The following is a 23385-nucleotide window of genomic DNA, read 5'->3' as shown; positions in this document are numbered from 1 at the left end:
CGGATGGCCAAGCTCTATTTCTACTATGCGGCGATGAACGCCGGGAAATCGACCACCCTGCTGCAGGCCGACTTCAATTACCGCGAGCGCGGCATGGCGACGATGCTGTGGACGGCCAACCTCGATCATCGCCAGGGTGCGGGCGTGATCGGCTCGCGCATCGGGCTGGAAACCGAGGCCAACCGCTATTCGGACGACACCAACCTGTTTGACGCGGTGGTGCGCGAGCTGATCAGGCGCAAGCTCGACTGCATCCTGGTCGACGAGGCGCAATTCCTGGCGCGCGACCAGGTGCTGCAACTGTGCCGGATCACCGACGAGCTCAAGATCCCGGTGCTGTGCTATGGCCTCCGCACCGACTTCCAGGCCAACCTCTTCCCCGGCTCGGCGGCGCTGTTGGCGCTGGCGGACTCACTGACCGAATTGAAGGCGGTGTGCGAGTGCGGCCGCAAGGCAACCATGAACCTTCGCGTCGACGAGGACGGCCATGCGGTCGTGGCCGGCGCGCAGACCGAGATCGGCGGCAACGACCGCTATATCGCGCTGTGCCGCCGCCATTTCTTCGAGCGATTGCGGGAAAGCGAAGCGCGCCAGCTAAGCCTGGCCATTCCGCGCTAGTCCATGAGTTGCTCGGATCGTCCCCCGGACGATCCTGCGCTACTCATCATCGTCGTCGTCATCCTCGACCGCCTCATTGTCGCGCGACGGCAGATATCGCCAAAGCAGCAGCACATTGGTGCTGGCCGCGCTGATCTGCGCCAGGCCCGCCGCGCCGATCATCGCCGCCGGTTCGCCGCTGCGCAGCGCCAGGAAGATGGCGATCCCGAAGGTCACCAGGCTGAACAGCAGGAAGCCGCCAAAATGATGGGGAATATAGGGCTCCAGCTTCGAATGCAGCTTGAGGCCCCTGCCGGTACGCGCGGCGATATTGCCGATCGGCCCGAACGGCGCGAGCAGCGACTTGGTCAGGCGGTAGGTGAGCATCCGGCGGCCGACGATCGCGGTGGTCCGCGCGACTTCGGGGAAATGCAGCGGCTCGTTGACCGGCGTATTCGGCTCCTTCGACGCGCGCGGCCACCAGCGCAGGACGGCGAAGGCCGCCCACTCGCGAGCGCCGAAGGCCAGGCCGAGCGCCGCCGCATGCCAGCCCGCGGCCCAGCCTAGGGAAACCAGCACCAGCCCGCTTACGGCCAGCGCCAGCCGGTAATAGGGCGATGCGGTGCGGACATCGGCGAAACGCAGGTAGCGCGCCGGCATGCCGATCGCGACAAAGGGGATGAACGCGGCGATTTTTTGCTGACCGATCATGTCCATCGCCAGCGCCAGCAGCGCCACCAGCAGCACCGAAACGGTGAACGCCCCGGCCTGCATCAAAAGCGCCGCGCGCTTGGCCTGGCGCCGGATTTCCTTCGCGGCATGCAGCCGTCGCTTGAGCACCAGCGGCGTCGCCAGCTTGGTCAGCATCTGCGCGGCCCGCATCATGGTGACCGCCGCCAGCAGGCGGGCGGTGTCGGCATGGCCGATCGCCGCCACGAACACCGCCCACATGGCGATGGTCGCAACCATCGGCAGATATTCACGCTTGGCCAGCCGCGTGATTTGCTCGGTCTTGGTCACGCGCTTTCCGGTCATTGCGGCACGTCGGAATTGGCACGGAGGAGTTTGGACACGTCCAGCGGAGTTATGGTCAAAGGCCATAGCCTTGTCTATCGCGCCGGCCATGACGATCAGCGGCTGGATCATCCTCGACAAGCCGGTCGGCATGGGCTCGACCCAGGCCGTTGGCGCGGTCAAGCGCGCCCTCCGCGAAGCCGGCGAGCCCAAGACCAAGGTCGGCCATGGCGGGACGCTCGATCCGCTCGCTTCGGGCGTGCTGCCGATCGCGCTCGGCGAGGCAACCAAGCTCGCCGGCCGGATGCTCGACGCGACCAAGGCTTACGACTTCACCATCCGCTTCGGCGAGGAAACCGACACGCTCGACCTCGAGGGCCAGGTAATCGCGACGTCCGACGTGCGACCGCGATTTGCCGAGGTCGAGGCCGCGCTGCCGCGCTTCACCGGCCCGATCGAGCAAGTGCCGCCGGCCTTCTCGGCCCTCAAGGTCGACGGGAAGCGGGCCTACGACCTCGCTCGGGCGGGCGAGGAGGTAGCGCTGAAAAGCCGGGCTGTAACCATTCACCGCCTCTATGCCTGGTATAATGGCGTGCCGGTGCGAAGCGAAGAGCATGAGCCTTTGCTGGATGATAGCAACATCGGCGCCTTCGTTCGATCGTTGCGCGAGCGAAATTCAGCCCTGTCAGCGGGCAAGTATGAGCGACTTTGCGAGATTACCCTCTCCGCCACCGTGTCCAAGGGCACCTACATCCGCAGCCTTGCCCGCGACATCGCCCATGCATTGAACAGCGTCGGTCATGTCACCATGTTGAGGCGGACCAGGGCCGGCCCCTTCACCCTCAAACAGGCGATATCGCTGGACAATCTGGCGGAAATCGCTAAGGGGCGCGCACTGACGAGGACGGTTCTCCCGCTTGAGGCGGGTCTGGACGACATCCCGGGCCTCCCCGTCACCCCCGAACAAGCCAAGCTGCTCCGCCACGGACAGCCGCTTTTCGGGATCCCGGCAACGTCGGGGCTTCATCTCGCGACAGACGGCGGAACGCCGGTCGCGCTGGTCGAAGTCCTGGACGGCGACCTTCGGGTCGTGCGCGGGTTCAACCTTTAGAAGAACAAGGAGTGCATTGATGTCGATTACCGCTGAGAAGAAGCAGCAGATCATCAAGGACAACGCCCGCCAGGCGGACGATACCGGTTCGCCCGAAGTGCAGGTCGCGATCCTGACCGAGCGCATCACCAACCTGACCGAGCATTTCAAGACCCACGCGAAGGACAACCATTCACGCCGCGGCCTGCTGATGCTGGTCAACAAGCGCCGCTCGCTGCTCGATTATTTGAAGCGCGAGGATACCGGGCGCTACAGTGATCTGATCACCAAGCTTGGTCTCCGCAAGTAACCCCAAGGGCGCCCGCGCGGCGCCCTTCGCTTTTTGGGGCCTCACCGCATTTCGGCGGCAGGCCTTCGGGGCAATTTCAGGCCCCACACCGCTCGCAGACCGGCTTTGTCTGCGCTAGCTGTCCCGCCGGCATCTGGCCCGCGGGGTTAAGGAAATAATATGTTTGATATCAAAACCGTAGAAATCGAGCTCGGCGGCAAGACCCTCAAGCTCGAAACGGGCCGCGTTGCCCGTCAGGCCGACGGCGCCGTGCTGGCGACCCTCGGCGAAACCGTCGTCCTTTGCGCGGTCACCGCCGCCAAGTTAGTCAAGCCGGGCCAGGACTTCTTCCCGCTGACCGTCCACTATCAGGAAAAATTCTCGGCCGCCGGGCGCATCCCGGGCGGCTTCTTCAAGCGCGAGCGCGGCGCCACCGAAAAGGAAACGCTGACCAGCCGCCTGATCGACCGCCCGATCCGCCCGCTGTTCCCCGAGGGCTTCTACAATGAAGTGCTGGTGATCGCGCAGGTCCTCTCCTACGACGGCGAGAACGAGCCCGACATCCTGGCGATGATCGCCGCGTCGGCTGCCCTGACCATCTCCGGCGTCCCCTTCATGGGCCCGATCGGCGCCGCCCGCGTCGGCTATATCGACGGCGAATACATCCTCAACCCGACCCAGGAGCAAGTCAAGGAAGGCCAGCTCGACCTGGTCGTCGCCGGCACGCCCAACGCCGTGATGATGGTCGAATCCGAAGCCAAGGAGCTGTCGGAAGACGTCATGCTCGGCGCCGTCATGTTCGCCCACGCCGCCTCGCAGAAGGTCTGCAACGCGATCATCTCGCTCGCCGAGAAGGCCGCCAAGGACCCGTGGGAGCTCGCCACCGGCGACGCCAAGACCGCCGCCAAGGACAAGCTCAAGAAGCTGGTCGGCAAGGACATCGAGGCGGCCTACAAGCTGACCGACAAGTCCGCGCGCTCGGCCGCCCTCAACGAAATGCGCGAGAAGGCCAAGGAAGCCTTCGCCGAAGCCGATCCGCAGGAGCAGATGGCTGCTTCCAAGGCGGTCAAGAGCCTCGAGGCGGACATCGTCCGCACCGCGATCCTCAAGGAAGGCCGCCGCATCGACGGCCGCGACACCAAGACGGTCCGCCCGATCGAGGCGATCGTCGGCTTCCTGCCGCGCACCCATGGCTCGTCGCTGTTCACCCGCGGCGAGACCCAGGCGATCGTCACCACCACGCTCGGCACCAAGGACGCCGAGCAGATGATCGACGGGCTGGAGGGCCTCTCCTACTCGCGCTTCATGGTCCACTATAACTTCCCGCCCTACTCGGTCGGCGAAGTCGGCCGCTTCGGCGCCCCGTCGCGCCGCGACACCGGTCACGGCAAGCTCGCCTGGCGCGCGCTTCACCCGATGCTGCCGAGCGCGGAGGAGTTCCCCTATACGATCCGCGTTCTTTCCGACATCACCGAGAGCAACGGCTCTTCGTCGATGGCCACCGTCTGCGGCGGCAGCCTCGCGATGATGGACGCCGGCGTGCCGCTGGCGCGCCCGGTTGCCGGCATCGCCATGGGCCTGATCCTCGAAGGCAAGGACTTTGCCGTCCTCTCCGATATCCTCGGCGACGAGGACCACCTCGGCGACATGGATTTCAAGGTCGCCGGCACGTCGGAAGGCGTCACCAGCCTGCAGATGGACATCAAGGTCGCCGGCATCACCGAGGAAGTGATGAAGGTCGCCCTGGCCCAGGCCAAGGAAGGCCGCGCCCACATCCTCGGCGAAATGGCCAAGGCGCTCGACCACACCCGTGAAGAGCTGTCGGCCCACGCGCCGCGGATCGAGACGATGCAGATCGCCAAGGACAAGATCCGCGAAGTGATCGGCACCGGCGGCAAGGTGATCCGCGAGATCGTCGCCACCACCGGCGCCAAGGTCGACATCGACGACGAGGGCCTGATCAAGATCAGCTCGTCCGACCTCACCCAGATCGAGGCCGCGCGCCAGTGGATCCACGGCATCGTCGCCGAGCCCGAGCCCGGCACCATCTACACCGGCAAGGTCGCCAGCATCGTCGATTTCGGCGCGTTCGTGACCTTCATGCCCGGCAAGGACGGGCTGGTCCACGTCAGCGAGATCAAGAACGAGCGGGTCGAGAACGTCCGCGACGTCCTCACCGAGGGCCAGGAGGTCAAGGTCAAGCTGATGGAAGTCGACCAGCGCGGCAAGGTCCGCCTGTCGATGCGCCTGGTCGACCAGGAAACCGGCGCCGAGCTGGAAGACACCCGCCCGCCTCGCGAACCGCGCGGCGATCGTGGTGACCGCGGCCCGCGTCGCGATGGCGGCGGAGGTCGTGATCGCGGCCCGCGCCGTGACCATGGCGACCGTGACCGGGGTCCGCGCCGTGAAGGCGGGGATCGTGACCGTGGTCCCCGTGGCGATCGCGGAGACCGTGGCGATCGTGGCCCGCGTCGCGAGCGTGAGGGCGGCGACCGCCCCGAGCGTGAGCCGGACCACATGCCGGCCTTCCTTGGTGGTAGTGAGGAAGACTAACCTTTAGCTCCTCCCCGAGCTTGCTCGGGGAGGGGGACCATCCCGGAACTAATCCGGGATGGTGGAGGGGCCGGTTCGCCGACCCCACCCACACGAAAAACAACAAAGGCCCCGGAGCAATCCGGGGCCTTTTCTTTTATCAATCCGCTCGCCAAGGTGTCGCTGCTTCAAACAGGGGGAGGAATAATGCGTAAAGTCATGCTCGCGGTGATCGCGGGCGCGTCCATACTGGCGGCACCGGCGGCGGCGGCACCTGAAACAGGAGACGCGCCGGCTCAGGCTCCGTCGCCCACCAGGATCGTCTATGCGGACGAAGGGGTGAGCCGGATGAACGACATGCCGCTCGGCGTCCATCGCATCCCGGATAGCAACGTCGTCGTCTCGGGGCACCAGAAGGGCGGTGGCATCGGCTTGCTGTTCGGCGTTGTCGGCATGGCGATCCAGAGCTCGGCCAACGCCTCGGGCGGCACGGCCAGGGTGCAGAACGTGGAGGATAATCTGCGCTTCGACGCGACGGCCAAGGCGACCGAGCTGACCGGGGCCATATTGGCGGACGGGACGTTCGGGCAGCGTTTCACGCAGCAGGCAGCGGACAACATTCTCAATGTCTCGCCCTACATCGTGATCACGTTCCAGGGTGAGAACGAGGTTCGGCCCTACATCGTGCTGAAGACCAAGCTCTACACCGCGGCCGACCAATCGCCCAAGGCGGAAAAATATTTCTGCTGCGAAGGCAAGGCGCTGCCGCTGTCCGGGCCAGGCGGCCTGGCCGAGAACGGCGGAGCGGAGCTGAAGGCTCTGCTGACGGCGGAGCTGGATACGGCCATCCGCGTGATGCTGCAGGACCGTGCCCAGCCCTATACCCGCGACAAGGCGACGCGGATCACCGTCAAGGGCAATCTCCCCTTCGTCGGCAAGCCGTTCAAGATGAAGGGCTACGATCTCGGCAAATATAATGATTATAGCCTGATCGATTTCTCCTCGGGCCTGCTGGTCTTCGGGGGCGTGAATATCGCGGAACCTGGGTCGCTGGAGGTTTTACCGCCGAAGTGACGGGAGTAACGCCGACGGTAACGTAAGGATTGCGCAAGCGATCCTGACGTTACCGGAGAGACGTTGCGACCCGGACGGCCTGCCCGCGTAGCGGGACAGGACCGACGGCGCGGATTCACTCCGCGCCGGGTAGTCCGGCTCTCAGCCTAAACCAACAAAAAGGTCCCGGATCACTCCGGGGCCTTTTTATTAATCATGTTTCGCTAGCAGGACGCGATGAACGCCCCCGTGAAAGTTGGTCTCTCGCTGGCAGAAGCATGCCGCATAAAGCGTGCAGATTTGCTTCAAGCCTTTTGTGCGCTCGAGATCGAGCTTTCGGCGGCTCTCGGCCCGGACGCCCCGAAGATGTTCAGCCAGAAGGTCGGACGGCTTACCGCCGACCAGCTGGCACGCGTCGACCCCAAGTCGCTTATTGCGTCCCGCAACCTCGTTGCGCACGCTCATATCGTCGCCGCCAGTCGGGGAGGAACGCCCATTAGCGTGTGGCAGGTTCCACACCCGGAACGACACTTGAACGCCCGCGTCATGTCACGCGACGAGCTAGACGAATGGTATCGGACGCTGACCGAGGAAATCGAGAGGCTACGGGCCTCGGTCAATTCGATCCGGTAGCGATCATTCGGCCAAAAACAACATAGGCCCCGGAGCGATCCGTGGCCGCTTTTTTCTTAGAACGGCCAATAACTTTTCCAAAGAAATACGGTCAGCGCCAATGACACGAGGTCAACCAATGTTCGCGCTCCATACCAGAATACAAATGACTGCCGACCAACGATGAACCCACAGGCTATTGCCGAACCTAACATCGTAAGCAGCGCAGTGTACCAAGGAAGCGAAGCGAAACCCCAAATAACAAGTGCAAAGAAACAGATTCCTGAACCGATACTGATCAAATTGCCAATAATCCCCCGCCTATCCCTGATGTAGCCGCGCATAGCAATCAGTTCAGTGCGACCGGCAATCACTTGTACGAGCATCGCGACAGCGAACAATAAATATGATGTCATTGAATCCCCCGTCGTTTTACTGTCCGCTCGGTTCACACTTTGTCAACAGCGATAGCAGGGCCTAGACTAAGGAAAGGAGGACCATGCTGTTCGCCTTCGAGGAACCGGACTGCGACACGCTGCGAGCCCAAGTGCTGAGGGTATTTGATGGTGACGGCTTTCTGGCCCGGGCGCCCTTCCCTCTCCAAGGGACGGAGGTCGAGATTTCCGTTCGATGCGGTTTCATCGATGCGCCGGAAATGCAGCAGCACGGAGGGGAAGAGGCCAGAGCCTTCCTCGACCAGCAGATCAGTGGCCAGTGGCTAAACCTCGGCTTGCTGATCAAAATGGACACGGGCGGAATGGTAGACCGCCACCGGCGCATCGTTGCTGTGCCTTACCTCTGGAGTGATCCACACGGCTGGCGGAACATTGAGCTTGAGATGATTCTCAACGGCTGGGCATGGCTCCTGGAACGCTATTGTCCTCCGGAACACTACTTTGATGCTCTCGAAGACGCCCAACGAAACCGAAGGGGGATTTGGGCACGAGACGACAATATCCACCCTGGCAGATTCAAGAATCAGATTTATCGCAAGAAAGCTAAGGAAAGCGACAGACCGTCGCCTCAATCAGAGCTATTTGCCCGGACTGAGCGCCCCTGTCCGCAGGAGGGCTGCAATGGACATTTGGTCCAGCGCTCGGGCAGGTTTGGGACCTTCTACGGATGCTCTGAGTTTCCGAAGTGCCGGTATGCTCGGTCTTCGTCTTGAGTAGATCGAACCGGCGCGCATCCACGTACCAAGTCAGAATGCATCTCTCGATTTCAGCAGTCGTGCCAGCGCAGCGCGAAAACCATCCTGCCATGACTTCGAGCTATCGATACCCGCCACCAGCTCAATCGTAGTGAGTTCAGCCGAATGATCGAAGCCACGGTGGTCATGCCCTACTTTCAGCCGGTCGCCCAGCACCCCATGAGCCTTGCAAACGTCTGGCGCATCGTTGACGCACCAAACGGGACCAGTGCCATCCTCGGCTTCTGGCTGCCCGTAGCGGCCAATCATTGTTGCCCGGACGCGATCGAAGGGATGGACCACAGACGACGCTTCATAGTAAATCGCCGACACGACCCGTGAACCTGTCGCATCATCGTCGAAGTTTACCCGGATGCGCTGATCGGCCTGCGCCGCGATTACATTGCCGACATCCGTGGCCCTAGCTTTGTCGTAAGGCTGGCGTAGCTCCGCATTTCGAGCGTCGGACAATCGCTGCCGGAACGAGTCGGACTGCGATACTTTTGCGATGCGATACCCCTCACGTCTTAGAGCGCTCAGGACATCAGCGGGTTTCTGTCCAATGTGAACACCGGCAATGCTGAATGTAGATGGCACCGGCTTGGCTGCTGCCGGGGAACCGCACAGCAACGCTATCGTCGAGATGTAGCCGACGCTTGCGAAAGTATCCGAAAGCCTCCTCATAGTAGCCCCGCCTCCAAAGCCTCGCCACCTGATTTTGGCACAGTTACGCGGGGGGACAAAAGAGACAACGGTGTCGATTTCCACGACGCTCGGCTCTGTCCAGATTATCGTGGCGCTCGAAAAGTCTGTCCTACAGCCCCCATTTTGTGGCTTATGCTGGTCGATGCGCACGGCCCCCTTCAACTGGCTCGAGTTCGAAACCGAATTCGAACAGACCCAACATATTCAATTCACCCCCGTCCCGCGCCTCCGCGCCCGGCGGCGCGGCTGGTCGGAGGGGCGGCAGCGGGCGTTCATCTTCGCTTTGTCGCGCTGCGGCAGCATAGCCCGCTCCGCCCGCGCGGTGGGGATGAGCCCGCGCAGCGCCTATGCGCTGCTCGACGCGCCCGGGGCCGACAGCTTCGCTGAAGCCTGGGACCAGGCGATCGACGAGGGGACCGAGCGGGTCCGCGCCGATGCGCTGCAGCGGGCGCTGGGCGGGGCGTTTGTGCCGGTCTGGCGCCGCGGCAAGCTGGTGCGGGTCGAGCATCGCCAGTCCGACGCGCTGGCCATCGCCCTGTTGAACGGCCAGTCGAAGGACATCGACGATTACCGCCGCACCGCCGTCTCGCGCCGCAAGCTCCGCCAGGACTTCGCCGAGATGGACCGGTAGCAGGAAGAGCAGCAGCGCAAGCGCGACCAGATCTGGGCCGAGCATCAGGCGATCCTCGACCGGCTGGAAATGGAGCGGCTGGCGAAGCCTGAGCGCGAGCCGCGGATCAGGCGGCTCTAACCCGCTAACTTCACAAAAATGGTCGCGATGCCCATGCAGATAATGAATTTAAGCCCGAGCGCCCAAGCACAGGGGAGCGTTTGCAACGCAAACGGGAGCCTGTGTCGAAGAGACCGCGAGGGCCGGCCAGCGTGCCCGCGCAGCGGGACACGACTGACGTCACGGATTCACTCCGTGACGGCCTGCCTTACGCTCGGGCCCTCAGTCGCCCCCTCTGCCATCGAACGGATCCTCACCCGCATGGTAAGTCCCGCCCTGTTCCTTGCTGTTGAAGTCGAGCATCTTGTAGAAAATGCAATGGCTGATGAGCGCGCTCAGCAGCAGATAGGCAGCGATGGCATAGGCGATATAGCCGACCGTGCCCTCGAACACGCCATCATACGCCATCCACGCCAACGCGGCCGCGACGACCAGGCGAGCCACACGATCGCCAGCACTCAGATTCTTCACCATGAAAGACGCTCCCTCCACTTGGAACCGACACCTTGGCCCGGTCGGCGCCGCCCTCTTGCAGCGCTGGCCTGACCGAAACTTGCCCTCGGCCGATCGCCATGCACCAGGCATGGCGCCGTTGCGGCTGATGAACCCCTGTTTCGTCTTGTCGCGGTCGCGCTGCCCTGCGCTACCGCCCGTTAATTCCCTGCTCTCCCGTCAAACGGGTCTTCACCGCTGTGATAAGTGCCACCATGAACGTGGCTGTCAACATCCAGTATCCGATAGACCAGGCAGGAGCCGAAGATCGCGGTCAAGGCCAGATAGGCTCCCGCGATGAGCAGCACCCAATGCAGGTACCAGTCCGTCCTGGCATTCGCCGACAGCACCACCCCCGGAGTCCAGACGAGGAAGAACAGGAACGCGGCCGCCATGAGCCTCGCCACGCGGTCGATATTGCCAACATTTTTGAGCATGAAGACGCTCCTCCACTTGGGCCGGGCGCCTGGTTTCTGGACGACGCCGGCTTATGCGGCGCAGGCGGTCATCACAACGGCCGTCGCGTCGATTGCCTATTAGCGCGTTTCGGGCCAACTGGGCAAATCCACGAGTGGCCGAAAATTGCGGTAAACGCTGGGCTAACGGCTGCTGTAGGATAGGGTAACCGCGTTGCCAAGCTCGGAGTAAGCGGGCATAGCCAGGGCGATGCTGTTCCGCCGCCTCCTGGCCCTGCTGCTCTTGGTCGCGATGACCCTCGCACCGCTTGGGCTTACGGCGATGGCGGAAGCGGCTGCTCCGGCCTCCCATCACGGGCAAATGGCCAAGTCGGCGCATTGCGACCAGCAGTCCCAGCCGGACCGCCATCACAAGGCCGCGGACAAGAACTGCTGCGCGGCGATGTGCATCGCGGTGGTGGTTCCCTCCGGGGAGCCCGGGATTGTCCAATATCATCCGTCGCGCGCGCGGCCGGCGTCGGACCAGGACCACATCAGCTATTTGGCCGAACTGCCTACTCCCCCTCCCCGCCTCGCCTGAAATCGACCTCTTCCAATATTCGATTTCAAGGGAGTTTGAACATGTTGAAACTGATGACCGCGATCGCGCTGACGATCGCCCTACCCAGCGTTGCCTATGCTGCCGACCCGGCGCCTGCACCCAAGCAGGATTGCTGCGAGAAGATGAAGGCAGAGAGCAAGGAATGCTGCTGTTGCAAGGACATGGACCATAAGGACCATGCCGAGCATGGCGATCATGCCATGGGCGACGCCCACGCTGGCCACCAGCGCTAGGCTGTGACTGGATCGGCGGCGCTCGTTCGGGCGCCGCCGGTTTCCCGCATCTCGGGAGAAAATTTGTGACGACCAAATTGTTCGCGGCGAGCGCCATCGCGCTTGCCTCCATCCCTGTACCTGCTTTGGCGCAGCATGTCGGACACGACATGCCGATGCCGATGCCGGAACAATCTGCTCCGCCAGCTGAACCGGACAAGCCCGCCGAGCCGATGGACCATATGAATATGGACCATTCGACGATGTCCCATGATCAAATGGCGGCAGGCGAGCACAGCGGCCATGGCTCGATGACCGGAGCGCTAGGCTCCTATCCGATGAACCGCGAAGCCTCGGGCACCGCCTGGCAGCCCGATGCCAGCGAGCATGCCGGAATCCACATCATGAGCGGCGACTGGACCCTTATGGGCCATGGCACGGTCAACCTCGTGTTCGATCACCAGTCCGGAACGCGCGGCGACGACAAGGCATTCGTTTCCGGGCATTTCATCGGCACGGCCCGCCGCCAGCTCGGCGACGGCACGCTCCAATTCAGGGCGGCGTTGAGCCCGGATCCACAGATGGGCAAGCGCGGCTATCCATTGCTGCTGGCCAGCGGCGAGACCGCCAACGGCACCGACCGGCTGGTCGATCGCCAGCACCCGCACGACTTCTTCGTGGAGCTGTCGGCCTCGATCGCTCAAAACATCGGCCCGGCGGCCAGCGTCTTCCTCTATGCCGCCTTGCCCGGCGAACCCGCTTACGGGCCTCCGGTCTATCTGCACCGGGAAGCGATCATGGATTCGCCCGAGGCGCCGATCAGCCACCATTGGCTGGATTCGACCCACATCAGTTTCGGCGTGCTAACGGCAGGAGTGGTGGTCGACCGGCTGAAGCTGGAGGTCAGCCGGTTCAACGGCCGCGAACCGGACCAGCACCGCTGGAACTTCGAAACCGGCCCGCTGGATTCGACAAGCGCGCGCCTGTCGTGGAACCCGACCAAGAGTTTGTCTCTGCAGGGCAGCTGGGGTCATTTGGTGGATAGCGAGCAGCTCGAGCCGGGCGTCAACCAAAAGCGCTGGTCGGCAAGTGCACTCTATGCACGCGAAATCGCTCCCGGCTGGAGGCTGGCAGGCACACTGGCCTGGGGGCGCCGGACCGTCGAGGGCCATACCGATGACGGGTTCGCACTCGAGGCAGGGCTGAAGCATGGCCCGTGGACGCTGTTCGGCCGCGGAGAACTGACCGAGAACCGGGAGTTGGTCGAGGACCCCGAGGAGCACGGGCCTGCCTTCAGGGTCGGCAAGGTTTCGCTCGGGGCCATCCATGATTTCGGCATTGCCGAACACCTTGCCCTTGGGCTGGGCGGCCTGTTCGCGGTCAACTTTGTGCCCGATGGGCTTAAGACTCTGTACGGCAGCAGCAATCCCGTCGGCGCAATGGGCTTCGTCCGGCTGAAGGTGGAGTAGGATCATGGCACGAATCTCAAACACCCTGCGAATGGCGGCGCTTGGCACATTGTTGGCCCTGGCGCCCCCGCTTGAAGCCCATCACCCGCCGGCTGCCCAGAGCAAGTCCGGCTCGCTGCCGGTATCGGCGCAGGGGGCGGCAGCAACGGTTGACGCCTTCCATGCCGCCTTGCGGCGCGGCAATACAGCTGCTGCGGCCGCCCTGCTCGCCGACAACGCCATCATCTACGAAAGCGGTGGCGTTGAGCGCAGCAAGGCCGAATATGCGGCGCACCATTTGCCCGCCGATGCGGCCTTTTCGCGCGCGACCACTGCGGTCGTCAGCAGCCGAAGCGGAGCCACGCTCGGCAACCTCGCCTGGATCGCTAGCGAAGGCCGCACCACGGGCACCTGGAATGGCAAGCCCATCGACCTAGTCACGACCGAGACGATGGTGCTTCGCAAGATCGGCAAGGCATGGAAGATCGTTCATATTCACTGGTCGTCGGAGAAGCAGTCATGAGCAAGGCATTCGATCTGCGCCGGCACCTGCCGAGCACGGCATTCGTCATTGTCGCATTGCTGATCATCGGCGCCTTTGGTGGCATCTTCATCTACCTGGGCGTTTACAACATCGGCGCGGACGCCCCGCACTCGAAGCTGGTCTACGGCACGTTGGACGAGTTCCGTGAACGGTCGATCGCCACCCACGCCCGCGACATCAAAGTGCCGGCTGACCTCAATGACCCCAAGCGCATTGCCGCCGGTGCCGGTCTCTACAATGAGATGTGCACAGGCTGTCACCTCGGGCCGGGACTGGAAAAGTCGGAGTTAAGTCAGGGTCTCTATCCGGCGGCCCCTGAGTTTGCGCGAGAACCCGGTCAGCCGGCCGCCGAGCAGTTTTGGACCATCAAGCATGGCGTAAAAATGAGCGCGATGCCGGCCTGGGGCAAAACACATGACGACCAGCTAATCTGGGACATGGTTGCGTTCATTGGCCAGCTGCCGAAGATGACACCCGAACAATATAAGGCTGCGGTAGCGAGCGCGCCTGAAAGCCATGATGAGATGATGGAGCATATGCCGCCAATGGCCGGGCAAATGGATCAGCATGACCCGGCATCGAAGCCGCATACTCATGCTCCCGGCCATGAGCATAGTCATTAGATGGTGAGTTAGGTGGGCTCGCTTCGCGGGCCGTGGGCGCGGCTGGTGGAGCTGAGGGGAATCGAACCCCTGACCTCTGCAGTGCGATTGCAGCGCTCTCCCATCTGAGCTACAGCCCCGCGCCCTACGGTGAGGCGGCTCATTAGCGGGCGTTTTCTCCTCTGGCAACGCCCCTCCACCCTCCTTTTTCGCTCCGGCTCTTGGCCTCTTTTGTTTGCCCAGCCAAACGCCTAATCCGTTGCGAAACGCGACCCGAGGAGAAGCGAAATGGCCCGAGCCTGGCATTTGATGCGCCGCCCCAATGGCATGCCGGTTCCGGAGGATTTCGCGCTCAAGGACTTTGATCCGGGTGCGCTCGGCGACGGCATGGTCCGCGTCGCCAACCGCTGGTTGTCGGTCGATCCCTACATGCGCGGGCGGATGAATGACGTGAAGAGCTATGTCCCGCCGTTCGCGCTCGATGCTCCGATGGAAGGCGGCGCGGTCGGCGAGGTCATCGAAAGCAACGACCCCGGCTTTGCGCCCGGTGACATGGTGTTGCACATGGGTGGCTGGCGCGACGAGACGGTGGCCCCCGCTACTTCGCTCAACAAGCTGCCGCCGATCCCAGGGGTCGAGCCGCAAGCCTTCCTCGGCAATCTCGGCCTGACCGGCGGCACTGCTTATTTCGGGCTGCTCGACGCTGCTTCGGCCAGGGAAGGCGACATCGTGTTCGTCTCGGCCGCGGCGGGCGCGGTCGGATCGGCGGTGGTGCAGATCGCCAAGGCCAGGGGCATGACCGTGATCGGGTCGGCCGGCGGCGCCGACAAATGCGACTTTGTCCGCTCGCTCGGAGCCGATGCGGTGGTCGATTACAAGGCCGGACCGGTCTTAAAGCAGCTTGCCGAGGCCGCGCCCAAGGGCATCGATGTCTATTTCGACAATGTCGGCGGCGAGCATCTCGACGCCGCGCTTGCCGTCGCCCGCAAGGACGGCCGCTTCGCCATTTGCGGCATGATCGACATCTATAACGAGGCCCAGCCGACCAGCCTCCGATACATCGCGCGGATCATCGCCATGCGCCTCCGCCTCAAGGGCTTCATCTACACCGACTATCTCGGCCAGCTCGGCGATTTCTACCGCGACATGGGCGGCTGGCTGGCGACCGGCCAGGTCAAGTCGCGCGACACGGTGGTCGAAGGCCTCGACCACACGCTCGACGCATTCCTCGGCCTGTTCACTGGCGCGAATACCGGCAAGATGCTGTTGAAGCTGTAGTCTACGCCGTCAACCTACTCAGCGATGAGCAGCTTGCCGGCCGGCGTGGCCAAGGGAGTTGCCGGCGCCACGGTTGGATTGCTGGGGTACCGCCGACCGTTGAACCGTAACTGGGCCATGTAAGCTTTGGTTATTCCCCCGCCAAAAACGCTCACGCCAATATCGCGCCAACCTTGAGTGGACGTTGAGAGCACTCTTATCGGCAGCTGGGTTACGGTTGATCTCAACAACACACGAAAGGTCTTCCCCTTGGGGGAGAGGATGACAAGTGTGCAGCCTCCGCTGCCGCAACCATCCAGATTGTAAATAAGCGCTTCGGGGAGCCCATCGCCATTTAGGTCGGCGTCAGCACGTTTAAAGTTACTTATCCCGAAATTTCGCTGAGCGAAGTTCGCAGCGGCATCGGAGGGCTTGGCGCTGGCGGGCGTCGCGACCGCTGACCAAAGCATCAATGCAGTTACGACCATCATTAGCCTATTTCGCGTAGTTGCAAGTCGACGGATTGCCGCTGGCGAGGCCATTGCGGAGCGCTTCCATCCGCTGCGCCGAGGTGCCGTGCGTGAAATTGTCGGGCGAGACCTTGCCTTGGGTCAGCATATCGTCGCCGATCGCCTCCGCCGCGCGCATTCCTTCCTCGATATCGCCCTGCTCCAGCGCGCCGGAGCGCTTGGCCCAGACGCCGGCATAGCAGTCAGCCTGCAGCTCGACCCCGACCTGGATGGCATTGCCGCCGCTGGTGCTGCTCCGCGCCTGCGCCGCCTGCGCCTTGTCGAGCGTTCCTTCGAGATCCTGGATATGATGGCCGACCTCATGGGCGATGACATAGGCCTGGGCGAAGTCGCCCGGCGCCTTGAAACGCCGCGACAGCTCGTTGAAGAAGGCCGGGTCGATGTAGATCTGCTTGTCGGTCGGGCAATAGAATGGCCCCATCGCCGCCTGCGCCGCGCCGCAGCCTGACTGGTTGTAGTCAGAGTAGGCAATCAGCTTGGTCGGCGTATAGCGGGCGCCAGCCTGCTGGAAGATCTGGCCCCACACCTGCTCGGTCGAACCCAGCACCTGCACCATGAACTTGCGCGTCGCCGGGTCGAGCTTCGACGGACCCTCCTGCATCGTTCCGCCACCGCCGAGCATCCCGCCGCCACCGAACTGGGTCAGCGCGCAATAGCCCAGCGCAAGGATCAGGATGCCGGCGATGCCGAAGCGCGAAATGACGAACTGGGCGAGCAGCGCCAGCGCGCCACCGCCCGCTCCGCCCAGGCTCAGCCCGCCGCCGCCGGACTGACCGGTTCGATCCTCGAAATTTTCGCTTTCGGGTGAATCGCCAAAACGCATGGGAGCCCTCCTGCTTTGCCGTTCCAATGCGCCAGCATCGTTACGGTTGCAATTGCCGCCGGAGCCGTCATTGCGAGGAGCCGAAGGCGACGCGGCAATCCAGCAGGATTGCTTCCACCCGCCTTCGCGGGTGTCGCAATGACGGAGTGTTCATGAAGCTTCAGGGAAAGACCGCGCTGGTCACCGGATCGACCAGCGGCATCGGCCTCGCCATCGCCCGCGCCTTCGCCTTTGAAGGCGCCAGCCTGATGATCAACGGCTTCGGCGATCCGGATGAGATAGAGCGCATCCGGCAGGAGCTTGAGGCCTCGTCGGGGGCGCAGGCGCTCCACGACGGCGCCGACCTTGGCGACGCCGACGCGATCGAAGCGATGATCCGCCGCTGCGGCCACGAGCTGACCGCGCCCGACATCCTGGTCAACAATGCCGGCATCCAGTTCGTCTCGCCGGTCGAGGAGTTTCCAGTCGAGAAATGGGAGGCGATCCTCAGGATCAACCTCACCGCCGTATTCCACACCACGCGCCTGTGCCTTCCGGCGATGCGCCAGCGCGGTTGGGGCCGGATCATCAACACCGCCTCGGCGCACAGCCTGGTCGCCTCGCCCAACAAGTCGGCCTATGTCGCCGCCAAGCATGGCGTTGCCGGGCTGACCAAGACCGTCGCGCTGGAAGCGGCCAAGGACGGCGTTACCGTCAACTGCATTTCGCCCGGCTATGTCTGGACCCCGCTGGTCGAGAATCAGATCCCCGACACGATGAAGGCGCGCAATCTCACCCGCGAGCAGGTGATGCAGGACGTCCTCCTCGCGGCCCAGCCGACCAAGCGCTTCGTCACGGTCGACGAGGTCGCCAGCCTGGCGCTTTACCTCACTAGCGACGGTGCCGCCTCGATCACCGGCGCCAACCTGTCGATGGACGGCGGCTGGACCGCCGCATGAGCGCGCCGCTGATTGCGCTATATATCGGCTGGACCATTTGGGCCACATTGTGGGTCCTCACCAGCTGGTGGTCGGCACGCCGCGTCAGCCGGGCCGGCGGCGGCCAGAATATCGGCTATCAGCTGATCAGTGCCGCCGGCATGCTGGCGCTGCTGATCGTCACGCGGCCGACCCGGCCGCTCTTCTCGCCGCTCTGGCAAATGGACGAAGCCATCGCCTGGGCGCTGGTCGTGCTGATGGCCGCCGGCTTCCTGCTCGCCTGCTGGGCGCGCTTTGCCCTTGGCAAGCTGTGGTCCGCAGGGGTCGAGCGCAAGGAAGGACACCGGCTGGTTGAGGAAGGGCCCTACGCCATCGTCCGCCACCCCATTTACACCGGCCTGCTGGCGGCAGCGCTGGCCGTGGCCGTGGTCAAGGCAACTCCGCTGGCGCTGATCGGATTGGTCCTCACAGCGGTCGGCTTTACGGTCAAAGCGCGGCTGGAGGAGCAATTCCTTTCGGCCGAGCTGGGTGAGGCACATTATGCCGACTATCGCCGCCGCGTGCCGATGCTGGTGCCTTTCCTGCCGACGCGCTGAAATTGCGGGCTGGACCGGGAGCGGGAGTCTATTAGGGTGCTGCCATGACCCGCGCGACGATCGCCGCCGTCCTCATCTCCCTAACCGCCTGCGCCACGACACAGGCGACCCCGCCGACGCAAAGCTGGCAACAGGCCGCGACCGACAATGATCGGCGGCGGCTGCGCCAATGGCGCGCCGCCTTCGCCAAGGCGCTGCAGCAGGCGCGGGCCGGCGGCCACGCCGCGGAAGTGGCCAGCGAAGGCAAGTTGCTGGATCCCGACGCGGCCATTGGTGGTGGCCCGATCCCCGATGGCAACTATCGTTGCCGGACGATCAAGGTCGGCGCCAGGACCGAGGGCATGCTCGACTATGTCGCCTATCCCGCCTTCCGCTGCCGGATCGAGGCCGGGAAGGCGCAGCGCTTCACCAAGCTCACCGGGTCGCAGCGCCCCGTCGGCCTCGTCTACCCCGCCGATGCGCTTCGCCAGGTGTTCCTCGGCACGATGGTGCTCGGCGATGAAGGCCAGGGTTTTCAATATGGCCGCGATCCGGACCGCGATCTCGCCGCGTGGGTTGAGCGGATCGACGATGGTCGCTGGAGGATGGTCTTTCCCTACCCGGCCTTTGAATCGACCCTCGACGTGATCGAGCTGGTTCCGGAGCAATAAACCGACCGGTCGTTGCGCTGCTGTTCAATCCGCGTAAAACAGAGTGAGCCGAACGCGGGTTGCGAAGGGGGCAGGCGTGGATTTCAGTTGCCGGTCAGCGGACGGAATCTTGGTCGCGGCGGTCGACGGACGGGTCGATGAATCGACTTGGGAAGCCTTTGCCGAGCGGATGAGCGCAGCAATCGAGCAGGCCGCCACCGAGAAATTGTCGGAATTGATGCTCGACCTGGCGTTGCTCGATTATATGTCGTCGCGTGGCCTGCGGGTGCTGACCATGGCAAAGCGCCAGGCCGAGGCCGCCGGCCTCACCATCACGCTAGCCGCGCCCAATGAAGTGATGCGGGAGATTCTCGCCATCAGCCGTTACGACAAGTTGTTCCACATCAGCGACAGCGTCGATACCGGCCAGTGACGCGGGGAGCCTGACATGCTGGTTCGCTTCTGGGGAACCCGCGGTTCGCTGCCGGTGGCGGCCAAAGCCGATGCCATTCGCGCCAAGATCGCCAGGGCGCTGGTCGCCGCCAACGGCCATTCGATATCGAGCCAGGACCAGGCAAACGCCTTCATCGACCGTGAGCTCGATTTCGCCTCATCCTCGACCTACGGCGGCGCAACCGCCTGCGTCGAAATCGAAAGCGGTGACAGCTTCTTCATCTGCGACATGGGCAGCGGCCTGCGCGAATTCGGCCTGAGCACGATCAAGCGCTGCGCCGATGGCCACGCCCGCATCCATAATTTCTTCCAGTCGCACCTGCACTGGGACCATATCATGGGCTTCCCCTTCTTCGTTCCGGCGTTCGATCCGGCCGCGAAGATCCGTATCCACTCGGCCCATCCCGACGCCGAAGAAGCCCTCCGCCGCCAGCAGGAGGAAATCAGCTTCCCCGTCCAGTTCAACTGGCTGCGCGCATCGATCGAGTTTGTCGCCATGACTCCGGGTGTTCCGATCGAGGTCGACGGCCTGACCGTCGTCGCCGAAAAGCAGCAGCATTCGCACGACAGTTTCGGCTACCGCTTCACCGACGCCGAAGGCCGCACGGTCGTGTTCAGCACCGACAGCGAGCATAAGGTCGACGATATGAAGGACGAGGCCGCCTTCATCGAATTCTTCCGCAATGCTGACCTGGTCATTTGCGACACCATGTATTCGCTCGCCGACAGCGTCTCGATGAAGGAGGATTGGGGCCACTCGAGCAACATCGTCGCGATCGACCTGTGCCATGAGGCCGGCGCCAAGCGGCTGGCCCTATTCCACCACGAGCCGACCTATGACGACGAGGATATCCAGCGGATGCACAAAGAAAGCATTCGTTACGAGGAATTGACCCGCGAAGGCAGCGCGCTCGAAGTGCTGTGCTCCTATGACGGGCTCGAGATCCGGCTCTAGTCGACCGCTCACCGGCCGCCCACGCATCTGGGCGGCCTGGGCTTTCCTGACCCTGCTTGCCGCGCTGCTTACGGTGGGAACCGGCGACCGCGCCCGGCGATTGGTGTTCGATAGCTGGCAGCGCGCCGCTCCTCGCGACCTTTCCGACAGCGACGTCCGGATCGTCATGATTGACGGCGAGAGCCTCAAGCATTTGGGTTCCTGGCCCTGGCCACGTTATTATCTCGCCCGCCTGACCGAGGAGCTCCGGGCGGAAGGCGCCAAGGCGATCGCGTTCGACATCTTGTTCCCGGAGGCCGATCCGGCCCGCCCCGAGCTGCTGGTCCAGCTCTACCCCGAACTGGGCAAGCCGGCCGCCGCCGAAGTCGCGGCGCTGGAACCGATGGACCGGCTGTTCGGCAAGGTCATCGGCCTGTCGCCCGTGGTGCTGGCCCGTGCCGGATCGAGTCCGGACGCATCGAATGGCAAGACCGCCATGATCGACGTCGAGATTAGCGGCCCACCGCCGCCTCACCTCGACCAATGGCCCAACATCATCACGTCGATCCCCGACCTTGATGACAATGCGCTCGGTCACGGCCTGATCAACAGCCAACCGGATCGCGACGGGGCGACGCGCAAGGTGCCGATGGTCGGCCGGGTCGGCGGGCAGCTAATGCCTGGCCTGGCGCTGGAAATCGCTCGCCTTCGCCTTGGCGCCGAGAAAATCAAGCTGGCGCCGGATGCAGTAACCGTGGCGGACCGCACTGTTCCGGTCGACAGCCGCGGCCGGATGCTGCTTCACTTCGGCCATTTCCCGCCATCCTCGATCATTTCCGCCGAGGATGTGCTGGACCGCCGGCTCGCTCCCGGCGAGGTCCATGACAAGCTGGTCCTGATCGGCCTCGGCGCCGAAGGTACCGCGGATATCGTCGCAACCCCGCTCGCCGGCGAAGAATATGGGCTGCTGGTCCAGGGGCAGGCGGCCGACGCGATCCTCACCGGCGGCTGGCTCAAGCGGCCGGCGTGGATGAGTGCGGCCGAATGGGCGGCCGGCCTGGCCCTTGCCCTGCTCGCCCTTACCATCGCCACGCGCCGCCGCTGGCCGCGGTTCTTGTTCGGGGTGGCGCTCGTTGCGCTTCCCGCGGCCAGCTGGCTGCTGTTCGCCAACGCCTCGACCCTGTTCGATCCGGTCCGCCCGGCTTTGCTCGGCGGCGGCGCACTGGCCGGCGTGATCGTCGGATTGTATGGCGAGGCGCGGCGCGAGCGCGAGCGGTTGCGCGAGGAGCTGGTGCAGGAGCGGATCGCCACGGCCGAATCCGAAGGCGAGCTCAAGACCGCCCGCGCTATCCAGCTGGGCATGGTGCCGTCGCGGCGCGAGCTGGTCAAAATCGATCCCCGGATCGAGGTCGATGCCTTGCTCGAGCCGGCCAAATCGGTCGGCGGTGACCTCTATGACTGCGTCAGGATTGACCCCGACACGATCGGCTTCGCAATCGGCGACGTGACCGGCAAGGGCGTTCCCGCCGCCTTGTTCATGGCCATGTCAAAGGCGCTGCTGTCGTCGGCCCTGGGCCGCGAGCAGGGCGATCTCCGCCGCGCCGCCAACGAGATCAACCAGGATCTGATGCGCAACAATGAAGAGGCGATGAGCGTGACGATGATCGTCGGCCAGGTCGACCTCGCGACGGGCGCCATCAGTCTAGCCTGCGCTGGTCATGAGGACCCCTATGTTCTGGGTACGGACGGATCGGTCCGGCGCGTGAGTCTCGACGGCGGCCCGCCGTTCAGCACGGTCGAGTTCGACTATCCAGTCGAGAGCCTGACGTTGGCCAAGGGCGAAACGCTGGTGCTCGTGACGGATGGCATCACCGAGGCGCAAGACCCTGCCGGCACCCTCTACGGCCGCGATCACATCATCAAAAGATTGGCCGAATCCGAGCGCGCTCCAACCACAATTTGCGAAGTCATCCGCGACGATGTTCGCCGGTTCGAGGGCCTCGATGATCCGACCGACGACCTCACCATCATGGCCATCCGTTATCTCGGCACGTCCGCCTAGCGGACCAGCACCTCGACCCGGCGGTTGAGCGGATTCTCGATATTGTCCATCGTCGGCACGCGCAGCTCGCGTTCGCCCCGCCCGACCGCCGTCATCAGCGACCGGTCAATCCCGACCGTCGCCAGCACGCCGAGGATTTCCTCCGCCCGTTGCTTCGACAGCACGTCATTATCCTCCGCCTTGCCGACCGTGTCGGTATGGCCGGTGACTTCAACGTCGACGCCCGGGCGCTTCGCAATCTCCGCCTTGATCTCGTCCAGCACCGGCTGCGATTCCGGCGTCAATTCAGTCGTCCCCTCGACAAAATAGAGCACATAGCTGCGCGGCGGCGGCGGCATTCCCGACAGCAGAGCGACTTCGTCGGCTTTCATTTGCCCTATTGGTCGCGGGCTTGCGTTCGCGGAACCCAATTTGGTGCGGCTGTCCGGGTCGGACACGACAGCTTCCATGGGCTTGCCATTCGACTCCAGCACGGCGACCGCGCCATGACCGCCTGCCTCGTCGGGTAGCAACACCAGCGACGAGCCGCCACAGGAAGCAAGCAGCAAGCCGAGACCCGTGGCTGCGCCTAGCCGCGCGCTCATTTCGAAACTTCGACGATGAACCGTGTTCCGCGTACGCCAAGCAGGCTGTTAGGCGTGCGGACCTTCATCGCGTCCCGGCCCGAGTGGGCGATATGGCCGGAAACGATCGCCAGCGAGCCGCGGTCGACCTGGGTCAGGAAGCTGCCCTGCTGGCGCGTCCGGTCATAGACAAATTCATTGACCGCAACCCGGCTGTTCGGCCCGACCGAAAAGCGGGTGTTGTCGATGAAGCTCAGGCTGATCCGGCCGTCCTTGCCGGTCACCAACCTGTCGCCTGGATTAAGCTGCAGCCCCGGCGCTGCCGGCAGCCGCGTCGTCCCGCGTTCGATCGCGGCCACACCGACGCTGCTCTTGATCCGGGCGATTTCCGCCCAAGCCGGCGAAGCAACAAGCGATGTAACGGCGGCGATAGCAAAAATTCGGCCCAGCATGGCGGCCTCCCCTCGTCCCAATCGCCATGTCATAACCGTTTCG

General features: G+C 63.9%; 29 protein-coding genes and 1 tRNA gene. 20 read left to right on the top strand and 10 right to left on the bottom strand.

The window, feature by feature from the left end:
* The first annotated feature begins 3 nt into the window (after positions 1–3).
* Positions 4–618: a thymidine kinase gene (locus Q0C64_RS02710; protein WP_294120648.1), complete on the top strand. Its 615-nt coding sequence runs from the start codon at positions 4–6 to the stop codon at positions 616–618.
* 39 nt (positions 619–657) lie between these two features.
* On the opposite strand, the gene Q0C64_RS02705 is transcribed toward Q0C64_RS02710, so the two are convergent.
* Positions 658–1632 carry a hypothetical protein gene (locus Q0C64_RS02705; protein WP_294120646.1) on the bottom strand — a complete coding sequence of 325 codons (975 nt, stop codon included), beginning with the start codon at positions 1630–1632 and terminating at the stop codon, positions 658–660.
* A gap of 88 nt (positions 1633–1720) precedes the next feature.
* Here Q0C64_RS02705 and truB point away from each other — a divergent pair, with 88 nt between their 5' ends.
* The 5 genes from truB (at position 1721) to Q0C64_RS02680 (ending at position 7208) form a co-directional block, all read left to right on the top strand.
* Positions 1721–2722 (top strand): tRNA pseudouridine(55) synthase TruB, encoded by a 1002-nt coding sequence (gene truB, locus Q0C64_RS02700; RefSeq protein WP_294120645.1) that lies wholly within the window; start codon positions 1721–1723, stop codon positions 2720–2722.
* Between the two features lie 19 nt (positions 2723–2741).
* Positions 2742–3011 carry a 30S ribosomal protein S15 gene (gene rpsO, locus Q0C64_RS02695; RefSeq protein WP_294120644.1) on the top strand — a complete coding sequence of 90 codons (270 nt, stop codon included), beginning with the start codon at positions 2742–2744 and terminating at the stop codon, positions 3009–3011.
* 159 nt (positions 3012–3170) lie between these two features.
* Positions 3171–5543: a polyribonucleotide nucleotidyltransferase gene (pnp, locus tag Q0C64_RS02690; protein WP_294120643.1), complete on the top strand. Its 2373-nt coding sequence runs from the start codon at positions 3171–3173 to the stop codon at positions 5541–5543.
* Positions 5544–5729: 186 nt separating this feature from the next.
* Positions 5730–6596, top strand: coding sequence for a hypothetical protein (locus Q0C64_RS02685; RefSeq protein ID WP_294120642.1), 867 nt, complete (start codon positions 5730–5732; stop codon positions 6594–6596).
* Positions 6597–6812: 216 nt separating this feature from the next.
* On the top strand, positions 6813–7208 hold the full coding sequence (locus Q0C64_RS02680; RefSeq protein WP_294120640.1) for a hypothetical protein: 396 nt from the start codon (positions 6813–6815) through the stop codon (positions 7206–7208).
* Positions 7209–7264: 56 nt separating this feature from the next.
* Here Q0C64_RS02680 and Q0C64_RS02675 read toward each other — a convergent pair whose 3' ends face one another.
* Positions 7265–7603: a hypothetical protein gene (locus tag Q0C64_RS02675; protein ID WP_294120639.1), complete on the bottom strand. Its 339-nt coding sequence runs from the start codon at positions 7601–7603 to the stop codon at positions 7265–7267.
* Between the two features lie 83 nt (positions 7604–7686).
* On the opposite strand from Q0C64_RS02675, the gene Q0C64_RS02670 reads away from it, so the two are divergent.
* Positions 7687–8355: a topoisomerase DNA-binding C4 zinc finger domain-containing protein gene (locus tag Q0C64_RS02670; protein ID WP_294120637.1), complete on the top strand. Its 669-nt coding sequence runs from the start codon at positions 7687–7689 to the stop codon at positions 8353–8355.
* 33 nt (positions 8356–8388) lie between these two features.
* On the opposite strand, the gene Q0C64_RS02665 is transcribed toward Q0C64_RS02670, so the two are convergent.
* On the bottom strand, positions 8389–9060 hold the full coding sequence (locus Q0C64_RS02665) for a hypothetical protein (RefSeq protein ID WP_294120635.1): 672 nt from the start codon (positions 9058–9060) through the stop codon (positions 8389–8391).
* A 163-nt stretch (positions 9061–9223) separates the two neighbouring features.
* Between Q0C64_RS02665 and Q0C64_RS02660 the strand changes: the two genes are divergently transcribed.
* On the top strand, positions 9224–9712 hold the full coding sequence (locus tag Q0C64_RS02660) for a hypothetical protein (protein WP_294120634.1): 489 nt from the start codon (positions 9224–9226) through the stop codon (positions 9710–9712).
* A gap of 321 nt (positions 9713–10033) precedes the next feature.
* On the opposite strand, the gene Q0C64_RS02655 is transcribed toward Q0C64_RS02660, so the two are convergent.
* Together Q0C64_RS02655 and Q0C64_RS02650 are read right to left on the bottom strand one after the other, a co-directional pair.
* Positions 10034–10285 carry a DUF2892 domain-containing protein gene (locus Q0C64_RS02655; RefSeq protein WP_294120633.1) on the bottom strand — a complete coding sequence of 84 codons (252 nt, stop codon included), beginning with the start codon at positions 10283–10285 and terminating at the stop codon, positions 10034–10036.
* A 179-nt stretch (positions 10286–10464) separates the two neighbouring features.
* Positions 10465–10740, bottom strand: coding sequence for a DUF2892 domain-containing protein (locus Q0C64_RS02650; protein ID WP_294120632.1), 276 nt, complete (start codon positions 10738–10740; stop codon positions 10465–10467).
* 229 nt (positions 10741–10969) lie between these two features.
* Between Q0C64_RS02650 and Q0C64_RS02645 the strand changes: the two genes are divergently transcribed.
* The 5 genes from Q0C64_RS02645 to Q0C64_RS02625 all read left to right on the top strand — a co-directional run bounded on the left by Q0C64_RS02645 (position 10970) and on the right by Q0C64_RS02625 (position 14147).
* A complete protein-coding gene (locus Q0C64_RS02645) occupies positions 10970–11299 on the top strand; it encodes a hypothetical protein (protein WP_294120631.1) in 330 nt (109 codons plus the stop codon).
* Positions 11300–11340: 41 nt separating this feature from the next.
* A complete protein-coding gene (locus tag Q0C64_RS02640) occupies positions 11341–11553 on the top strand; it encodes a hypothetical protein (RefSeq protein WP_294120630.1) in 213 nt (70 codons plus the stop codon).
* Positions 11554–11618: 65 nt separating this feature from the next.
* On the top strand, positions 11619–13001 hold the full coding sequence (locus tag Q0C64_RS02635; protein ID WP_294120629.1) for a hypothetical protein: 1383 nt from the start codon (positions 11619–11621) through the stop codon (positions 12999–13001).
* 4 nt (positions 13002–13005) lie between these two features.
* Positions 13006–13503 (top strand): nuclear transport factor 2 family protein, encoded by a 498-nt coding sequence (locus tag Q0C64_RS02630; protein WP_294120627.1) that lies wholly within the window; start codon positions 13006–13008, stop codon positions 13501–13503.
* Positions 13500–14147 (top strand): cytochrome c, encoded by a 648-nt coding sequence (locus tag Q0C64_RS02625; RefSeq protein ID WP_294120626.1) that lies wholly within the window; start codon positions 13500–13502, stop codon positions 14145–14147. Before Q0C64_RS02630 ends, Q0C64_RS02625 begins: the two co-directional genes overlap by 4 nt.
* Positions 14148–14190: 43 nt before the next feature.
* On the opposite strand, the gene Q0C64_RS02620 is transcribed toward Q0C64_RS02625, so the two are convergent.
* Positions 14191–14266, bottom strand: a tRNA-Ala gene (locus Q0C64_RS02620).
* Positions 14267–14414: 148 nt separating this feature from the next.
* On the opposite strand from Q0C64_RS02620, the gene Q0C64_RS02615 reads away from it, so the two are divergent.
* On the top strand, positions 14415–15404 hold the full coding sequence (locus Q0C64_RS02615) for an NADP-dependent oxidoreductase (RefSeq protein ID WP_294120624.1): 990 nt from the start codon (positions 14415–14417) through the stop codon (positions 15402–15404).
* Between the two features lie 14 nt (positions 15405–15418).
* Here the strand turns inward: Q0C64_RS02615 and Q0C64_RS02610 are convergent, their stop codons facing one another.
* Positions 15419–15874: a hypothetical protein gene (locus Q0C64_RS02610; RefSeq protein WP_294120622.1), complete on the bottom strand. Its 456-nt coding sequence runs from the start codon at positions 15872–15874 to the stop codon at positions 15419–15421.
* Between the two features lie 4 nt (positions 15875–15878).
* A complete protein-coding gene (locus tag Q0C64_RS02605) occupies positions 15879–16736 on the bottom strand; it encodes a neutral zinc metallopeptidase (protein ID WP_294120621.1) in 858 nt (285 codons plus the stop codon).
* A 152-nt stretch (positions 16737–16888) separates the two neighbouring features.
* Here Q0C64_RS02605 and Q0C64_RS02600 point away from each other — a divergent pair, with 152 nt between their 5' ends.
* The 6 genes from Q0C64_RS02600 (at position 16889) to Q0C64_RS02575 (ending at position 22327) form a co-directional block, all read left to right on the top strand.
* Complete coding sequence (locus tag Q0C64_RS02600; RefSeq protein WP_294120619.1) at positions 16889–17674, top strand: 3-hydroxybutyrate dehydrogenase; 786 nt, start codon at positions 16889–16891, stop codon at positions 17672–17674.
* Positions 17671–18249: an isoprenylcysteine carboxylmethyltransferase family protein gene (locus tag Q0C64_RS02595; protein ID WP_294120617.1), complete on the top strand. Its 579-nt coding sequence runs from the start codon at positions 17671–17673 to the stop codon at positions 18247–18249. The genes Q0C64_RS02600 and Q0C64_RS02595 overlap by 4 nt, the downstream gene beginning before the upstream one ends.
* A 44-nt stretch (positions 18250–18293) precedes the next feature.
* Positions 18294–18899: a DUF4893 domain-containing protein gene (locus Q0C64_RS02590; protein WP_294120615.1), complete on the top strand. Its 606-nt coding sequence runs from the start codon at positions 18294–18296 to the stop codon at positions 18897–18899.
* Positions 18900–18975: 76 nt separating this feature from the next.
* Entirely contained in the window at positions 18976–19311 is a 336-nt protein-coding gene (locus tag Q0C64_RS02585) for an STAS domain-containing protein (RefSeq protein ID WP_294120613.1), read from the top strand.
* 15 nt (positions 19312–19326) lie between these two features.
* On the top strand, positions 19327–20286 hold the full coding sequence (locus Q0C64_RS02580; protein ID WP_294120611.1) for an MBL fold metallo-hydrolase: 960 nt from the start codon (positions 19327–19329) through the stop codon (positions 20284–20286).
* Positions 20261–22327, top strand: a complete 2067-nt coding sequence (locus tag Q0C64_RS02575; protein WP_294120609.1) for a CHASE2 domain-containing protein — start codon at positions 20261–20263, stop codon at positions 22325–22327. The genes Q0C64_RS02580 and Q0C64_RS02575 overlap by 26 nt, the downstream gene beginning before the upstream one ends.
* Here Q0C64_RS02575 and Q0C64_RS02570 read toward each other — a convergent pair.
* Both Q0C64_RS02570 and Q0C64_RS02565 read right to left on the bottom strand, forming a co-directional pair.
* Positions 22324–22911 carry an OmpA family protein gene (locus tag Q0C64_RS02570; protein ID WP_294120607.1) on the bottom strand — a complete coding sequence of 196 codons (588 nt, stop codon included), beginning with the start codon at positions 22909–22911 and terminating at the stop codon, positions 22324–22326. The two genes, Q0C64_RS02575 and Q0C64_RS02570, sit on opposite strands and share 4 nt — an antisense overlap.
* The gene (locus tag Q0C64_RS02565; protein ID WP_294120606.1) at positions 22908–23342 is read right to left on the bottom strand and encodes a FecR family protein; all 435 of its coding nucleotides are present in this window, start codon (positions 23340–23342) and stop codon (positions 22908–22910) included. The genes Q0C64_RS02570 and Q0C64_RS02565 overlap by 4 nt, the downstream gene beginning before the upstream one ends.
* Positions 23343–23385 lie beyond the last annotated feature (43 nt).

The sequence above is a fragment of the Sphingomonas sp. genome, assembly GCF_023266535.1.
Taxonomy (GTDB): Bacteria; Pseudomonadota; Alphaproteobacteria; order Sphingomonadales; family Sphingomonadaceae; genus Sphingomicrobium.
The sequence above is the reverse complement of the archived record's forward strand: the minus strand, read 5'-3'. Positions and strand labels throughout refer to the sequence as shown.

Bases quoted from the DNA above. Each gene is read 5' to 3' on its own strand.
- Q0C64_RS02615 (WP_294120624.1), top strand. From the start codon at position 14,415: ATGGCCCGAGCCTGGCATTTGATGCGCCGCCCCAATGGCATGCCGGTT.
- Q0C64_RS02600 (WP_294120619.1), top strand. From the start codon at position 16,889: ATGAAGCTTCAGGGAAAGACCGCGCTGGTCACCGGATCGACCAGCGGC.
- Q0C64_RS02670 (WP_294120637.1), top strand. From the start codon at position 7,687: ATGCTGTTCGCCTTCGAGGAACCGGACTGCGACACGCTGCGAGCCCAA.
- Q0C64_RS02705 (WP_294120646.1), bottom strand. From the start codon at position 1,632: ATGACCGGAAAGCGCGTGACCAAGACCGAGCAAATCACGCGGCTGGCC.
- Q0C64_RS02580 (WP_294120611.1), top strand. From the start codon at position 19,327: ATGCTGGTTCGCTTCTGGGGAACCCGCGGTTCGCTGCCGGTGGCGGCC.
- Q0C64_RS02630 (WP_294120627.1), top strand. From the start codon at position 13,006: ATGGCACGAATCTCAAACACCCTGCGAATGGCGGCGCTTGGCACATTG.
- Q0C64_RS02650 (WP_294120632.1), bottom strand. From the start codon at position 10,740: ATGCTCAAAAATGTTGGCAATATCGACCGCGTGGCGAGGCTCATGGCG.
- Q0C64_RS02625 (WP_294120626.1), top strand. From the start codon at position 13,500: ATGAGCAAGGCATTCGATCTGCGCCGGCACCTGCCGAGCACGGCATTC.
- Q0C64_RS02605 (WP_294120621.1), bottom strand. From the start codon at position 16,736: ATGCGTTTTGGCGATTCACCCGAAAGCGAAAATTTCGAGGATCGAACC.
- Q0C64_RS02640 (WP_294120630.1), top strand. From the start codon at position 11,341: ATGTTGAAACTGATGACCGCGATCGCGCTGACGATCGCCCTACCCAGC.
- Q0C64_RS02685 (WP_294120642.1), top strand. From the start codon at position 5,730: ATGCGTAAAGTCATGCTCGCGGTGATCGCGGGCGCGTCCATACTGGCG.
- Q0C64_RS02675 (WP_294120639.1), bottom strand. From the start codon at position 7,603: ATGACATCATATTTATTGTTCGCTGTCGCGATGCTCGTACAAGTGATT.
- Q0C64_RS02565 (WP_294120606.1), bottom strand. From the start codon at position 23,342: ATGCTGGGCCGAATTTTTGCTATCGCCGCCGTTACATCGCTTGTTGCT.
- Q0C64_RS02570 (WP_294120607.1), bottom strand. From the start codon at position 22,911: ATGAGCGCGCGGCTAGGCGCAGCCACGGGTCTCGGCTTGCTGCTTGCT.
- Q0C64_RS02660 (WP_294120634.1), top strand. From the start codon at position 9,224: ATGCGCACGGCCCCCTTCAACTGGCTCGAGTTCGAAACCGAATTCGAA.
- Q0C64_RS02575 (WP_294120609.1), top strand. From the start codon at position 20,261: ATGACGGGCTCGAGATCCGGCTCTAGTCGACCGCTCACCGGCCGCCCA.
- Q0C64_RS02645 (WP_294120631.1), top strand. From the start codon at position 10,970: ATGCTGTTCCGCCGCCTCCTGGCCCTGCTGCTCTTGGTCGCGATGACC.
- Q0C64_RS02595 (WP_294120617.1), top strand. From the start codon at position 17,671: ATGAGCGCGCCGCTGATTGCGCTATATATCGGCTGGACCATTTGGGCC.
- Q0C64_RS02655 (WP_294120633.1), bottom strand. From the start codon at position 10,285: ATGGTGAAGAATCTGAGTGCTGGCGATCGTGTGGCTCGCCTGGTCGTC.
- Q0C64_RS02710 (WP_294120648.1), top strand. From the start codon at position 4: ATGGCCAAGCTCTATTTCTACTATGCGGCGATGAACGCCGGGAAATCG.
- pnp (WP_294120643.1), top strand. From the start codon at position 3,171: ATGTTTGATATCAAAACCGTAGAAATCGAGCTCGGCGGCAAGACCCTC.
- Q0C64_RS02590 (WP_294120615.1), top strand. From the start codon at position 18,294: ATGACCCGCGCGACGATCGCCGCCGTCCTCATCTCCCTAACCGCCTGC.
- Q0C64_RS02665 (WP_294120635.1), bottom strand. From the start codon at position 9,060: ATGAGGAGGCTTTCGGATACTTTCGCAAGCGTCGGCTACATCTCGACG.
- Q0C64_RS02610 (WP_294120622.1), bottom strand. From the start codon at position 15,874: ATGATGGTCGTAACTGCATTGATGCTTTGGTCAGCGGTCGCGACGCCC.
- Q0C64_RS02680 (WP_294120640.1), top strand. From the start codon at position 6,813: ATGAACGCCCCCGTGAAAGTTGGTCTCTCGCTGGCAGAAGCATGCCGC.
- rpsO (WP_294120644.1), top strand. From the start codon at position 2,742: ATGTCGATTACCGCTGAGAAGAAGCAGCAGATCATCAAGGACAACGCC.
- truB (WP_294120645.1), top strand. From the start codon at position 1,721: ATGACGATCAGCGGCTGGATCATCCTCGACAAGCCGGTCGGCATGGGC.